Origin of the sequence: Haloprofundus marisrubri, from assembly GCF_001469955.1 — an archaeon.
Taxonomy (GTDB): Archaea; Halobacteriota; Halobacteria; order Halobacteriales; family Haloferacaceae; genus Haloprofundus; species Haloprofundus marisrubri.
The window spans coordinates 1-13682 of sequence record NZ_LOPU01000041.1; the positions used below are offsets into that span (position 1 = coordinate 1).

A 13682-nucleotide genomic window follows, 5' to 3' on the forward strand; every position below is an offset into this window, starting at 1 on the left:
GCCTCGTCTGGACGGCCACCGGTGTGGTCCCGCTGGCCCTCGACATGCTCGTCGACGTTCACACTCTCGTAACCGCGAACAGCCGACTCGTCTACGGGGCGATGCTCGGGTTCGTCGGGCTCTACCAACTCACCACGTTCAAACACCGCTCGCTGCGTGACTGCTGTACGACCGTCGAGGCTCCGACAGCGACGCTTCGCGCCGGCGTTCGGCAGGGACTCCGTCACGGCGCGAAATGTGTCCGCTGTACGTGGCCCATCTTCGCGCTCATGGTCGCTATCGGCTCGATGAACTTCTTCTGGATGGTCGTCCTCACCGGCGTCGTCACCATCGAACGACTCCCGCTGTGGGGCGAAGATATCGCCATCGCAACGGGAGTCACCGCCGGTGCTGCGGGGATTCTCGTCCTCTTCGTGGGGCTTCCACTGTTCGTATGAGAAACGACCAGCCGAGTCGGGCGTTGGCCGACCGTCCGAAGCAGACGCCGTTCGACCAGCCGACCCGCACGTCAGGACGACCGATGACTCGACGCGCTGCGCTCGCTACGGGAGCGACGGCACTCGTCGCTGCGGCTGGCTGTCTCGGCGGAACGCGACTCAGCCACGGCTGGAACGAGGTGAACGCACCTACCGACGCCGCGCTGTACGACGTGGTGATGACGCTCGACGGACCGATTGCCGTCGGTGAAGGTGGCGTTGTCTTGGGCCGACGCGGTAGCGACTGGCAGGCAATCACCGAGAACGGCCCCGGCGACGCGTCCAACGGCCTCGTCGCCGCCGACGTGACCGACGACGGAAACGCGGTCTGGTTCGTCGGCGACAGCGGCGCTATCGGCCGACTGAACGTCGTCTCGGGCCGTGTCACTGATTACTCCGCACCGAACGGTAAGACGAGTTCGTGGGAGGGCCTCGCAGTCGACGGCCGTGCGGGACGCGAATCGGTGTTCGCCGTCAACGGTTCCGGCGAACTGCTCCCCGGCACCTACGGCGGCGGAACGGTCAGTTGGGGCCAAGTCTCGAAGCCGAGCGGCGGCGAGAGCGTCGCTGCCATCGACGTTCACCGAGGCACCGGTTACATCGCCGACACCGGCGGCGGTGTCTACCGAACGGCCCGAAACGGCTGGCAGACCGTCGGTATCCGTGGCGCTGGCGTCTCGCTCACCGACCTCTCGGTCGTCGACAAGACACTCGTGAACGTGACCACCGAAGAAGGTGACATCTACGTCTACAACGGCCACAACTGGTTGTTGGTAACGACGGCCGACTCGGCGCTCCACGCCATCGACCGTCGGTCGGGACGCGGCCTCGCCGCCGGCGTCGGCGGCACGGTACTGTCGCTGGAATCGAACCAGTGGCAGTCTCAGGAATCGCCAACCTCGAACACGCTTCACGGCTGTGCGCTCGGTACTGCCTCGTATTCGGACGTCGCCGTCGGTGCGAACGGCGTCGTGCTCGAATTATTCGGTTAGGAGATTGAATACTTGAATTTTATTTTCTATGTACTATATTTACTGGGACATACCCCGTCGTATAGACTGCGATGCCAGGATACACACTCGACGTGACCGGTATGCACTGTGACGGCTGCGAACGAATCCTTACTCAGAACGTCTCCAGCGTAATCGGCGTTCGAGAAGTCACCGCAGACGTGACCACCGGAACCGTTCGCGTCCGCTGTACGGACGACTCGGTAGCGTACGTCCGGAAAGCGATTACCGACGCCGGCTACGGCGTCGTCAACTGACTACTGAACGCAGACCACTCCGTTTCGACTCCCGCTGACGCAGCCGGCCCATCCGAACCCTCCCTCCGTTTTCGACCGAACTCGTGCGAACACATCCCTCAAAACCAACTCATGTCCGTAGTAGACCAACTCGTCAGCGCCGCGGAACTCGTCATCGGAATGACGTGGGAGACGTGGTGGGCGCTCGTTCTCGGCTTCACCCTCTCGGGTGCCGTCGAGGCGTTCGTCAGTGAAGAGCGAATGACCGACCTTCTCGGCGACGACGGGTGGCGCGAGGCCACTCTCGGAACCGCTTTCGGAGCAGCGTCGTCTAGCTGTTCGTACTCGGCGGTCGGCACTGCCCGAACCCTGTTCAAGAAAGGGGCTTCGGGCGTCGCCGCCCTCGCCGCGTTCATGTTTGCCAGTACCGACCTCGTCTTCGAACTCGGCCTCGTAATGTGGGTACTTCTGGGCTGGCAGTTCGTGCTCGGCGAGTACGTCGGCGGCCTCGTCGCTGTCGTCGTGATGGTCGCCATCTTCCGGTACGTCGTCCCCCAGTCGTGGTTCGACCACGCGCGCGAACGCGTTCGCGAGAACGACGACGAGGAGTGCGCCGCCTGTGGAATGGACGCAGATGGCGACGAAGCGGTGTACGCCGACGCGTTCCCCGACGCGGTGTTCTGCTGTGAGGGCTGTCTCACCGCCTACGAGAACCGGACTGACGCGGCGGGCGAGACGTCGCTCCGCGAGCGCGTCTTCTCGGTCGCTGGTTGGAAGAGTGCTGCCAGCGCGACGACGAAAGACTGGGAGATGCTCTGGGACGACATCGCCATCGGCTTCCTCATCGCCGGCGTGGTCGGCGCGTTCGTCCCCACGACGTGGTGGACGGCGCTGTTCGGTGCCGATGGGAGTCTCGAAGCCGTCGCCGTCAACGTCGTTATCGGCGTCGTCATCGGGATTCTCACGTTCATGTGTTCGGTGGGCAACGTCCCGTTCGCGCTCGTGCTCTGGACGAATGGCCTCCCGTTCGGCGGCATTCTCGCGTTTATCTACGGCGACCTGCTCATCCCGCCGCTCGTGAACCTCTACCGCAAATACTACGGCTGGCGACTCGCCGCTGCGCTGTCGCTGTCGCTGTTCGTCTCGGCGGTCGTCGCGGGTGTCGTCGTCCACACGCTCTTCGATGGCCTCGGCTTGATTCCGACACAAGGAACCGTCGGCGGGACGCTCTCGGGTGAGTACACGACCGTCCTGAACCTCGCGCTGACGCCGGTGTTTCTCGCACAGGTGTACGTGACCTTCGGCCGTGACGGCGTCGAGCGCCGACTCGCGGCGGGGGCGGCGAAACTGCTGCGCCTCGCCGAGTGGGTCGTCGGTACTGTCGCCGTTCTCGGAACCGCGACCGGTGTCGTCGCGGGTGTCGTCGACGCGTTCGGCGACGTGTTGCACGACGCCGGCGACCGCGCCCGTGAGTCGGTACGCCACGCCCGAGTTCGGGCGCTTCGTCGGGTTCGTGGTCGAGAAATGCCGAGTCCCGGGACGGCCGATGCTACTGCAGAACAAACGGAGAGCGACGAATGAGTGTGAAATCGGCGGTCGACGACATCCGGACGTCGCTTCGGGACGCCGCGAGCGGCCTCTTCGACGGAGGCAACGCGCGCACGGGTACGCCAGTCGCGTTCGCCGCTGCCGTTGCGGGCGTCGAAGGGTTGGTCTACGTAGTCGGCCGGTTCGTCCCCGAGTTGCTCCGGTCTGTCGGTGCCGGCCCGGTCGTCGTTGGCCTGTACGGCACGGTCGGTATCGCACTCGCGCTCCTCTTTCGGAGCCAAGGGCGACCGTCCGTCGTCGACGACTCCACTCGCTCGTTGGCGCTCGTCGCCGCTGGCCTCGGCTTCTGGTCGGTCGTCCCGCTGGTCGGCTCGCAGCCTCCAGTCCCCGCGTGGGCGTTCGTCTTCGTCGGACTCGGTCTCGTAGCGTTTCGATACGCGCTCCCGGCCATGTTCGGCGATGCTGTCGGTATCACGACGACGGGACGGCGAGGCGACGACTCGAACGTCGGTCGGACCGCTGGAACGTTCGCCGCGGTACTGGCGACGACGGCGGTGATGACCGCGGCGGCGATTCGACCGAGTGTGCAGATTCTCTCGCTGCTTGCGGCAGTTGTCGGTGTCGCGGCGGTGGCGCTCACGGCTAGTGATGGGTTCGACGCAGCCGATTCGAGCGACGGAACACAGGACACGCACGACGCACTGAACGCACAGAACGAACAAGCATCGCCACCGATTCCGCTCTCACTCGTTCCGCTACAGACGGCGACCGGTCGTCGACGGGCGGTGCTCGTCGGCGACCTGCTCCGACGGTTCGCGCTCGCACTCGTCGTCGTCTTCGTCGTCGTCACCGTCGTCTCGTTTCACGCGCCGTCAGTGGCGGCGTTCGGTTCGACGCTCCCGCCGAACGCGGTGTTCGGCATCCTGCTGTGTCTCGAACTCGCCGGCGAGGTGGTGGGTCGCCGCCTCGCCCCCCGGGTGACACGTACGGTCGGCCGACGTCGACTCGCCGTTCTCTCGGTGGCGCTGACCGCGCTGTTTCCGGTGTTGCTCGTCACCGCACCGGCGAAGTTGCCCGTGCTGGCGATGCTGTTCTTCGGCTTCGGGTTCAGACGGGTCGGTACCGACGCCCGTCGGAGCCTCGTCGACGCCGCAGTCGGGGCGCGTTCCGAGACTGCACCCGACGAGTATCGGGCGGCCCGTGACCTCGTCGTCGTTCCCGCACCCGTCGTCGGCGGGATGCTCTTCTGGTACAGCCCCGTGTTAGCGTTCAGTCTCGCAACGGCCGTCGGTGGCCTCGCACTCCGCGAGTACGTCCGGTTGCTGTTCGGCGGCGCACCCACGTGGATGGAGGCTGGCGAGTGACGCAAACGAAACCGTCGACACCAGTCGTCCGCTGGCTGACGACGCTCGACCACCGCGACATCGGTGTGTTGTACGTCGTTTTCGGCGCGATTGCGGGTCTGTGGGGAGCGACCGACGCGATGGCCGTTCGCACAGAACTCCTGTCGCCGGGGCTTGCCGTCTGGGACGCGGCGACGTACAACGCCTTCTTCACGACGCACGGGCTGACGATGCTGTTCTTCTTTGCGACGCCCGTCGCGTTCGGACTGGCGAACTACGTCGTCCCGCTGCTGGTCGGTGCCGACGACATGGCGTTCCCCCGCGTCAACGCCGTCGCGTTCTGGTTGCTGCCACCCGCACTGCTGCTCGCTCGGGCCGGCATCGTCGGTCAACTGCTCGGCATCCCACATCTCGCACCGCCGACGACCGGGTGGACGTTCTACCCGCCGCTGTCGACTCAGCAGGCGGGTCACGGCGTCGACCTCGTCCTCCTCGGACTGCATCTCAGCGGAGTCAGCACTATCGCCAGCAGCGTCAACGTCGTCGTCACTATCGCAATCGCACGCGACGAGTCGGTGTCGTGGGCGTCACTGGATATGTTCTCGTGGACGATGCTGACGACTGCTGGGTTGGTGATTTTCGCCTTCCCGGTGCTCGGCAGTGCGATGTTGATGTTGCTGTCGGACCGACTCGTCGGAACGACGTTCTTCGCCGTCGAGGGCGGCGGGCCGATGCTCTGGCAACACCTCTTTTGGTTCTTCGGCCACCCGGAAGTTTACATTCTCGTCCTGCCGGCGATGGGAATCGTGAGCCACGTTCTCCCGCGTTTTGCAGGCCGACGGCTGTTCGGCTTCCGTTCGGTAGTCTACTCGACGCTCGCTATCGGTGCGCTCGCCTTCGGCGTCTGGGCGCACCACATGTTCGCCACGGGGATGGACCCGCGCCTCAGAATCTCGTTCATGGCGGTGACACTCGCTATCGCCGTTCCGAGCGCCGTCAAGACGTTCAATTGGATTGCAACGCTCTGGCACGGCGCGATTCGACTAACCGTGCCGATGCTGTTCTGTGTCGCCGCCGTCGGCAACTTCGTTCTCGGCGGCGTGACGGGCGTGTTTCTCGCGTCGATTCCCGTCGACCTCGTATTGCACGACACGTACTACGTGGTTGGCCACTTCCACTTCCTGCTCGTGGGGACCATCGTCTTCGGTCTCTTCGCGGGCGGCTACTACTGGTTTCCACTCCTGACCGGGCGCTGGTTCGACCGCGGACTCGCACGCGCACACTTCTATCTCTCCGCGTTCGGGATTCCGGTGACGTTTCTTCCGTTCTTGCTCGTCGGGATGGCCGGCCTTCCTCGGCGTGTCGCCGCGTATCCTCCCGAGTTCGCACTGCTGCACTACGTCGCCACTTTCGGCGCGTACGTCCTCGGGGTCGGTCAACTCCTGTTCGTCTGGAACGCCCTCTCCTCGGCGGTTCGGGGTGAGCCAGTCGAGACGACCGACCCGTGGGAACTCGACCGAACCGGGCAGCGAACTCCCGAGTGGGCATCGGGAGCCGAAACTGAGTGACGCTTTATCCACGGCCAAACCGACTCCCGAAGTCGCGTTTGGAATCAGAGGCCACAACCGGGTTCGACGCCCGGACGCGACCGTGGCGGCTTCGACCGCCAGTGAACTTCGATGCGACGGAACAACCGACAGACGAACGAATCGTGTGTAGTACCACCGGAGGCGGCGACGGCTATCACGCCGCTGACCGGCTTTCAGCGAGATACCCTCTGCGTCGTCGCGGCGCTCGACGACGCCGCACCGACCGGTGTCGTCATCGCGCAGACGCTCGGCGACATCTACGAAGAGGAGATAACTTCCGGGCGTGTCTACCAGAACCTGCGGACGCTGGTGGAGGCGGACCTCTTGGAGAAACGACCGATAGACGGGCGAACGAACGCGTACACCGTCACCGAGAGTTCTTGTGACGGTCTGCGTGCGTACGCCGCCTGGACCGAGGCGTGTGTCGAGGCCGTCGGCGAACCGCACCCACTGTTCGCCATATGATAGGCCCGCAGAGAATCGAACGGCTCGTGAGCCACGACAGCACTGTCGCCCACCAACGAGGACGCGACGCGTGATACTGTTCAACCTCGTCGTCGGCTTCGTAGCGAGCTTTCTCGTCGTTGCACCCGTCGTCCACGTCGGGTTGCAACTCCGACCCGGTTCGCTCCAGCCGACCTACGAAGACGCCGCGCTCACCGCGGTGCTCGGCGTACTGCTCGGCGGGTTGGTCACCCTCCTCCTCGGCTGGATTCCGGTCGTCGGTCCGCTTTTCTCACCTGCCGTCTGGGTCGCGGTAGTGAAACGAGTAACGGAGTCGGATTGGCTCGTCGCCGTGCTGGTCGGCGGCATCAGTTGGGCGCTCACCGTCGTCCTCTTCGCGGGGGTCAGACTCGTGATGTGACCGTCTCCTCGACCCGGACCGACCGGGCCGGGGCGGTCGAAACCTCGCGGGCCGTCTCACCTGTATCGCGCGACGAACACCTACCTTCGAACACCGATGAATCCTATAGAGACACTTCTCTCGAAAACACGAGAGCTGACGAGTACAGCCCAGAAAACCGAGACGCAGTCGACGCAGCAGACGAACCAGAAACAGACGACCGCCAGCGACGGCGGAGACGGCGGAGGCGGCGGGTCTTCGTCACACCACCAGACCAGCAAGGCACGCTGGACGGAGAACTCGGAGACCACTGGCGACACGGCGAGCGCCGAGTGGAGCATCGCCGAGAGTCCGGTCGAAAAGACGCTCACGGGCGTCGTCCAGACGAGCGTCGGACCGTTCGCCGTCGGCACCGGCGGGAAGGTGCTGAGACGACGCACCGACGGGTCGTGGACCATCGTCGTCCCGCAAGGTCCGGCGACGAAGCGAAACAAACTGACCGACGTCGACGTGACCGACGACGGGAAACGAATCTGGTTCGCCGGGTCGAGCGGTGCGCTCGGGATGTACAACACCGAGACCGGCGAGAAACACGACTACTCCGCGCCCGGCGGCAAGACGAGTACGTGGGAAGCTATCGCCGTCGGTGGCGGTGGAGACGGAAGCGACGGCGGAAGCGACGGAAGCGAAGGTGGGAGCGGCGGCGGCGGCGAACACCTTCTCATCGCCAACGGCTCCGGCGAGGTGCTCTCGGCGACGATAGACGACGACGGCTGTCCGTCGTTCGGCGAGGTGGTCAAACCCGGCAGCGGTTCGACGATTCCCGCGCTGGCACTCGGCGGCGACGCCGCCTACGCCATCGACACGAGCGGCAACGTCTTCGAGCGAACCGACGGCGAGTGGGCCGATATCGGCATCAGGAACGCACAGGTAAACTTTCACGACATCTACGCCTCCGAGCGGACGCTGCTCGTCAGCGGTGGCGGCGGACTCGTCTACCGATACGACCGCCCCTGCACCAACTGGACGCCCATCGCCGTCGGGAAGTCGGCGCTGTTCGCTATCGACTTCGAGGGCGACCGCGCCGTCGCCGTCGGCGGTGGCGGCGTGATTCACCAACGCCGACGCGACGACGGCTGGACGCAGCTCTCGTCGCCGGTCGAATCGAAACTCCGGTCGGTCGCACTCGGCGACGTCGACGTCGCCGTCGGGAACAGCGGAACCATCGTCGAGCGGGCCGGAGGTGACAGATGACGCTGAGTCAGGACGTCGCGCTCGGCCTCCTGCAGTTGGTCGCGCTGACGATTCCGCCAATTGCGGTGCTCATCAAGATGCTCCGGCGGTCGGAGAATCTGAACTGGCGAACTCGCAAACTGAGCTTCGGACTGGCTATCGGGAGCGTCGTCTCCTTCATCGCTACCGGGGCCGTCGTGGTGCTGTATCTCGTATCGAGCGCGTCGTTACCTCTGTTGCTCCAAGTCGGATTGGCGCTCGCGGTGGTCGGACTGCTGCCCTTCGCGCTGTTCACGCTCGTGCTCTACCGCGAGCACAAGCAGTCGTTCCAGTAACGAGGACCCGACAACAGCGAGTCGCTCTCCAAGCGGAGAGCTACCGCTTATCGAACGTCACCGGCAACGACTCCACGCCGTAGATGAACGAACTCCGAAGCGGCGACAGTTCGGTGTCGGCGACTCGGACGTTCTTCACTCGGTCCAGTAGCTCCGAGAAGACCACTTTCGCTTCGAGGCGGGCCAGCGGTGCGCCGAGACAGTAGTGGGTTCCGTGCCCGAAGCCGAGATGTTGGTTCGGCGCTCTGTCGGGGACGAACCGGTCTGCGTCGTCGAACTTGCGCTCGTCGCGGTTGCCCGAACCGAGCCAGACGACGATTCGGTCGCCTTCCCCTATCGTTGCATCCTGCACGTCGACATCTCGCGTCGCAACGCGGGTCATCGCCTGCACCGGCGAGCGGTAGCGAAGCACTTCCTCGATAGCCGTCGTGAGCGCTCGGTCGTCCCCGCGGACGGCGTCGAACTGGTCGGCCTCGTCGAAGCAGCGAACCGCGTTCGTGACGAGGTTCGTCGTCGTGATGTTGCCGGCGACGAGAAGCAGGATGCACGTGCCGAGTGCCTCCTCTCTGGAGAGGTGTGAACCGTCGCCGAGTTCGGTGGTGACGATAGTCGAGATGAGGTCGTCGCGCGGGTTCTCGCGGCGCTCTTCGATGAGTTCGAGGAAGTACCACGCCATCTCCATCTGGACCTGCCGTTGCTCCTCCATGTACGCCTGTGTGTCGACGTCGTCGGCGGCGGATTCGATCAGCGTATCCGACCACGTCTTGAACTGGTCGCGTTTCTCCGCCGGTACGCCGAGCAGTTCGGCGATGACCATCACCGGAAGCGGGTAGGCGAGGTCGCCGACGATGTCCATCTTTCCGTCCGCATCGTCGAGAACGTCGTCTAAAATTTCGGTCGTCAACTCCCGTATCCGTGGTTCGAGCTGTCGAATCGCGCGCGGTCGAAACGGCTCTTCGACGACGCCGCGCAGTTCGTCGTGTCGCGGCGGGTCCTCGAACAGCATCGTCTGCAGAATGAGGCCTTCGCCCTCGTTTTCGGGTTCGACGAAGTCGTTCGCTCTCTCGGGGTCGACCGAGAACGTCTCGTCGTCGTCGAGAATCCGCTTGACGTCGTCGTAGCGGAACACGTCCCACGACCCGCGGGACGCGTCGTAGCGGACGGGCGCATCGTCGCGCATCTGTCGATACCACTCGAAGGGATTGAGCCACGACTCACGGTCGGCGAGTTCGTCGGGGAACGCCTGCAGCCCTTGTGGGTTGGCTGAACTCATCAGGAAGTGTACGAGCGTTTCGACAATCAAATTTCACGTACCTGCTCGGTCGGAAGAACGTCGTAACACTCGAACAGTGTCGGGTGAGCGTCGCCGCTCCGACCGAGCGAAAACATACCCGCCGCTACTCGAACTCCGGCGAACGACCTTCCAAGAACGCATCGACGCCCTCGGCGTGTGAGTCGGTCCCGTACGCCTGCACCTGTAGATTCGCTTCCCGGTCCAACCCGTCGCGGAACGGTCTCCCGACGTTCTCGTGGAGGCCTCGCTTTATCAGCGCCAGCGTCTCGGTCGGTTTCGACGCGAGCGTCTCCAGTAGCTCCGAGACGGTCCCGTCGAGTTCCTCGCCCGAGACGACGTCGTTGATGAGACCCATCTCCAGCGCTTCTTCGGCGTCGAACAGGCGACCGGTCATCGTCAACTCCTTCGCCCGGCGGAGGCCGACCAGTCTGGGCAGCAGCACGGTTCCGCCGCTGTCGGGGATGAGGCCGACGTTGACGAACACTTCACCGAATCTAGCTCGGTCGTCGGCGACGACGAAATCGCAGGCGGCGGCGACGTTCGTCCCGGCGCCGACGGCGTCGCCGTTCACTTTGGCAACGACCGGGAACGGAGCGGTGAGAATCGCTTTGACGACGGCGTTAAGCGTCTCGCTCACCCGAGTGTACGCCTCCGCGGGCGTCTCCTCGCGGTCGCGCATCGCTTCGAGGTCGCCGCCGGCGCTGAACGCTTTCCCCTCGCCGGTGAGCACGACGGCCCGCGCGTCGTCGTCCGCGGCGTCGTCTAACCCCGCGACCAGTTCCCGCGCTGTCGCTTCGGTGAACGCGTTTCGGGCGTCCGGCCGGTCGAACGTGAGCGTCCACACGCGCCCGTCGACTTCGGTGCGTACCATGCGCTACGCTCCCAGCGGGCGGTGTTAAACGTGGCTCCCCTTTCTACGACCCGACCGAGAACTCGCTCTTCGTCGCGTCCTATGGTTTTTTCTCGGTTTCGGTCCCTTTTCGGGGCATGACAGAGGCGTACGTCGTCGGGGCCGGCCAGTCGCCGTTCGGGTCGTTCCCGGACGAGAGCTATCGGTCGCTGTTTGCGACGGCGTTCGACCGCGCGACGGCGAGCGTCGACGCCGAGTTCGACCCGGAACGAATCGACGAGGCGTTTCTCGGCACGCTCGGCGTCGGCGGCCGACAACTCGGCTTGAGCGGACCAGCGGTGACCGAACACGTCGGACTGCACGGTATCCCGACGACGCGCGTCGAAAACGCCTGTGCGGCCAGCGGCTACGCGTTCCGTAGCGCCGTCGCCGCAGTTCGGGCGGGGTTGGCCGACGTCGCACTCGCCGGCGGCTACGAGGTGATGACCGACACGAGTTCGGACCACACGAAGTGGTGGCTCGGCGTCAGCGGCGAAACCGAGTGGGAGCGACTCTCGGGGACGACGTTTTCCGGCGTCTACGCCCAGATGGCGAGCGCACATATGAACGAGTACGGAACGACCACCGAGGACCTCTCTCGGGTGGCCGTGAAGAACCACGGCAACGGCGCGCGGAACCCGAACGCCCACCTCGGCTTCGAGTGTTCGCTCGACCAAGCGATGGCCGCGCCGACGGTGGCGGACCCGCTCAACCTGTATCACTGCTGCCCGACAACCGACGGCGCGAGCGCCGTCATCGTCGCCAGCGAGGACGTGGCGTTCGACCTCAGCGACGACCCCGTTCGCGTCGCCGGGATGGGAGCGTCCAGCGGTCACGTCGGTCTCTTCCAGCGCGATACGTTCACGAGCATCCCGGCGACTCGCCGTGCCGCAGACGCCGCCTACGACGAAGCCAGCATCGACGCGGGCGACGTCGACGTCGCGGAGGTCCACGACTGCTTCGCCATCGCCGAACTCGTCGCCTACGAGGACCTCGGCTTCTGTGACCCCGGCGAGAGCGGGAGGCTGCTCCGCGAGGGTGTCACCGACCCCGACGGCGACCTTCCGGTCAACACGTCGGGCGGCCTCAAATCGAAAGGTCACCCCATCGGGGCGACGGGTACGGGCCAAATCACGGAGATTTTCGAGCAACTTCGCGGCGACGCACATACGCAGGTCGATGACCCCAGATACGGCCTCGCGCACAACGTCGGCGGCAGCGGCGGCGGCGCGACGGTCCACCTCTTCGAGCGGACCGACGGAGGTGACAGATGAGCCAGATGAACCGAATCGAGGCCGTCGGCGTTTCGCTCCCGCACCTTTGTATCTCGACCGATGAACTCGCCGAGGCGTGGGGGCAGTTCTCCGGTGCCGGCATCGACGAGAAGCGAGTCCCGGCAGCCGACGAAGACACGCTGACGCTCGCTATCGATGCGGCCGAGTCGGCGCTCGCTCGCGGGTCAGTCCCGAAGGCGGACGTTTCGACCGTCTGCCTCGCAACGACGACGCCGCCACTGGACACAGAAGCGATAGCGCCGCGACTCGTCCGTGCGCTCGGACTCCCGTCTTCGGTCTCGACGCGGACGTTCACGCAGAGCACACTCGCGGGCCTGCAAGCGCTCGATTCGGGAGTCGACGCTGACGGACCCGCGCTCGCCGTCGCCGCCGACGCACCGCGTGGCGACCCGGCGAGCGAGGACCACCCGTTCGGCGCAGGAGCCGCGGCGTTTCTCCTCGCCGAATCCGGGTCGGTCGAACTCCTCGGCTCGGCGAGCCACGTCGACGAACTCGCGGGTATCAGCTATCGAGAGCGCGGGGACGACGAACTGCGCGGACTCGACAGCACGTCGTACGAGCGAACCGCGATTCGAGAGAGCGTGACGAACGCCGTCGAACGTCTCGGTTCGGTTATCGACGGTTCTGACACCGACAGTTCCGATGGGTCCGTCGACGAGTTCGACGCTTCGACAGTCGACGGCGCGGCGGTGTACCAACCCGACGCGCGGATGCCCTCGCGCGCGACAAGTGACCTTCAGATACCCAAGGAAGCCCTTGCTCGCGGAACGGTCGTCGACCGAATCGGTGATGCGGGCGCGGCGGGCGTTCCGCTCGGGCTGGCTGCCGCTCTCGACGCCGCAGCACACGTCGGTGACGGTGGAACCAACGGCAGCGACGGGCGCGGCGACGACGCTCGGACGCTCGCTGTCTGTTTCGGCAGCGGCGGCGGCGCGACGGCGATGCTGTTCGAGGGTAGTGTCGAAAGCGGGTTCGACGCTGCACTCGACGGCGGACGCTCGATTACCTACCCCGAGTATCTCCGTCAGCGCGGCTACGTCGGCACCGTCGACGTCGCCGGCGGCGGCGCCCACGTTAGTCTCCCCACGTGGCAGCGCTCGCTCGACCAACGCTACCGACTCGCGGCCGGACGGTGTCCCGAATGCGAGGCGCTCACGTTCCCGCCGGAGGGCGCGTGCGGAAGTTGCCACCGCCGCGTCGAATTCGAGCATGTCGAACTCCCTCGGACCGGTGTCGTCCGCGCGGTCACCTCTATCGGCCACGGCGGCGCACCGCCGGAGTTTGTCGAACAACAGCGACGCGACGGTGCCTACGGCGTCGCCCTCGTCGAACTGGAACACGAAGGAGAGTCGGTGACGCTCCCAGCACAATTGACCGACACCGACACCGAGACCGTCGACGTCGGCGACGGGGTGCGCGCAGTCGTCCGAAAACTGTACGAACAGGAGGGACTCCCGCGGTACGGAACGAAGTTCGTCCCGACACCCTGAGCCGTCTCGACCCGACGAGCGAGCGGAGATTTCTTCGGATAGTTCGGACACCCGTTCCGGTTCCGACGACTCGGGAGAGGATTTATAATCGTTGTTCACG

General features: G+C 65.4%; 14 protein-coding genes. 12 read left to right on the plus strand and 2 right to left on the minus strand.

Translation table 11 applies throughout. From position 1 onward, the window contains the following. From AUR64_RS19380 to AUR64_RS19425, 10 genes are all read left to right on the plus strand, one after another. A partial coding sequence (locus AUR64_RS19380) for a DUF2182 domain-containing protein (protein WP_162265550.1) occupies positions 1-437 on the plus strand: 437 nt, incomplete at its 5' end. A gap of 83 nt (positions 438-520) precedes the next feature. Next, entirely contained in the window at positions 521-1468 is a 948-nt protein-coding gene (locus AUR64_RS19385) for a hypothetical protein (protein ID WP_058583659.1), read from the plus strand. 71 nt (positions 1469-1539) lie between these two features. Further along, positions 1540-1743, plus strand: a complete 204-nt coding sequence (locus AUR64_RS19390; RefSeq protein WP_058583625.1) for a heavy-metal-associated domain-containing protein — start codon at positions 1540-1542, stop codon at positions 1741-1743. 111 nt (positions 1744-1854) lie between these two features. Next, on the plus strand, positions 1855-3303 hold the full coding sequence (locus AUR64_RS19395; protein ID WP_071391335.1) for a permease: 1449 nt from the start codon (positions 1855-1857) through the stop codon (positions 3301-3303). Continuing rightward, a complete protein-coding gene (locus tag AUR64_RS19400; protein WP_058583626.1) occupies positions 3300-4634 on the plus strand; it encodes a hypothetical protein in 1335 nt (444 codons plus the stop codon). Before AUR64_RS19395 ends, AUR64_RS19400 begins: the two co-directional genes overlap by 4 nt. Beyond that, positions 4613-6181, plus strand: coding sequence for a cbb3-type cytochrome c oxidase subunit I (locus tag AUR64_RS19405; protein ID WP_394326105.1), 1569 nt, complete (start codon positions 4613-4615; stop codon positions 6179-6181). The genes AUR64_RS19400 and AUR64_RS19405 overlap by 22 nt, the downstream gene beginning before the upstream one ends. A 111-nt stretch (positions 6182-6292) precedes the next feature. Beyond that, positions 6293-6667, plus strand: coding sequence for a helix-turn-helix transcriptional regulator (locus AUR64_RS19410; RefSeq protein ID WP_058583627.1), 375 nt, complete (start codon positions 6293-6295; stop codon positions 6665-6667). A 70-nt stretch (positions 6668-6737) separates the two neighbouring features. Beyond that, a complete protein-coding gene (locus tag AUR64_RS19415; protein ID WP_058583628.1) occupies positions 6738-7067 on the plus strand; it encodes a hypothetical protein in 330 nt (109 codons plus the stop codon). 96 nt (positions 7068-7163) lie between these two features. After that, the gene (locus AUR64_RS19420) at positions 7164-8300 is read left to right on the plus strand and encodes a hypothetical protein (protein WP_205628438.1); all 1137 of its coding nucleotides are present in this window, start codon (positions 7164-7166) and stop codon (positions 8298-8300) included. Then, the gene (locus AUR64_RS19425) at positions 8297-8614 is read left to right on the plus strand and encodes a hypothetical protein (RefSeq protein ID WP_205628439.1); all 318 of its coding nucleotides are present in this window, start codon (positions 8297-8299) and stop codon (positions 8612-8614) included. Before AUR64_RS19420 ends, AUR64_RS19425 begins: the two co-directional genes overlap by 4 nt. Positions 8615-8654: 40 nt before the next feature. Here AUR64_RS19425 and AUR64_RS19430 read toward each other — a convergent pair whose 3' ends face one another. Both AUR64_RS19430 and AUR64_RS19435 read right to left on the minus strand, forming a co-directional pair. Beyond that, the gene (locus AUR64_RS19430) at positions 8655-9887 is read right to left on the minus strand and encodes a cytochrome P450 (protein WP_058583662.1); all 1233 of its coding nucleotides are present in this window, start codon (positions 9885-9887) and stop codon (positions 8655-8657) included. Positions 9888-10011: 124 nt separating this feature from the next. Beyond that, a complete protein-coding gene (locus AUR64_RS19435) occupies positions 10012-10779 on the minus strand; it encodes an enoyl-CoA hydratase/isomerase family protein (RefSeq protein ID WP_058583629.1) in 768 nt (255 codons plus the stop codon). 116 nt (positions 10780-10895) lie between these two features. Here AUR64_RS19435 and AUR64_RS19440 point away from each other — a divergent pair, with 116 nt between their 5' ends. Together AUR64_RS19440 and AUR64_RS19445 are read left to right on the plus strand one after the other, a co-directional pair. After that, positions 10896-12071, plus strand: coding sequence for a thiolase domain-containing protein (locus tag AUR64_RS19440; RefSeq protein ID WP_058583630.1), 1176 nt, complete (start codon positions 10896-10898; stop codon positions 12069-12071). Beyond that, the gene (locus AUR64_RS19445; RefSeq protein ID WP_205628440.1) at positions 12068-13582 is read left to right on the plus strand and encodes a zinc ribbon domain-containing protein; all 1515 of its coding nucleotides are present in this window, start codon (positions 12068-12070) and stop codon (positions 13580-13582) included. The genes AUR64_RS19440 and AUR64_RS19445 overlap by 4 nt, the downstream gene beginning before the upstream one ends. Positions 13583-13682: the final 100 nt, after the last annotated feature.

Excerpts from the sequence above, each read along its gene's own strand:
- AUR64_RS19385 (WP_058583659.1), top strand. The coding sequence starts at position 521 with ATGACTCGACGCGCTGCGCTCGCTACGGGAGCGACGGCACTCGTCGCT.
- AUR64_RS19410 (WP_058583627.1), top strand. The coding sequence starts at position 6,293 with ATGCGACGGAACAACCGACAGACGAACGAATCGTGTGTAGTACCACCG.
- AUR64_RS19420 (WP_205628438.1), top strand. The coding sequence starts at position 7,164 with ATGAATCCTATAGAGACACTTCTCTCGAAAACACGAGAGCTGACGAGT.
- AUR64_RS19425 (WP_205628439.1), top strand. The coding sequence starts at position 8,297 with ATGACGCTGAGTCAGGACGTCGCGCTCGGCCTCCTGCAGTTGGTCGCG.
- AUR64_RS19445 (WP_205628440.1), top strand. The coding sequence starts at position 12,068 with ATGAGCCAGATGAACCGAATCGAGGCCGTCGGCGTTTCGCTCCCGCAC.
- AUR64_RS19395 (WP_071391335.1), top strand. The coding sequence starts at position 1,855 with ATGTCCGTAGTAGACCAACTCGTCAGCGCCGCGGAACTCGTCATCGGA.
- AUR64_RS19390 (WP_058583625.1), top strand. The coding sequence starts at position 1,540 with ATGCCAGGATACACACTCGACGTGACCGGTATGCACTGTGACGGCTGC.
- AUR64_RS19400 (WP_058583626.1), top strand. The coding sequence starts at position 3,300 with ATGAGTGTGAAATCGGCGGTCGACGACATCCGGACGTCGCTTCGGGAC.
- AUR64_RS19440 (WP_058583630.1), top strand. The coding sequence starts at position 10,896 with ATGACAGAGGCGTACGTCGTCGGGGCCGGCCAGTCGCCGTTCGGGTCG.
- AUR64_RS19435 (WP_058583629.1), bottom strand. The coding sequence starts at position 10,779 with ATGGTACGCACCGAAGTCGACGGGCGCGTGTGGACGCTCACGTTCGAC.
- AUR64_RS19430 (WP_058583662.1), bottom strand. The coding sequence starts at position 9,887 with ATGAGTTCAGCCAACCCACAAGGGCTGCAGGCGTTCCCCGACGAACTC.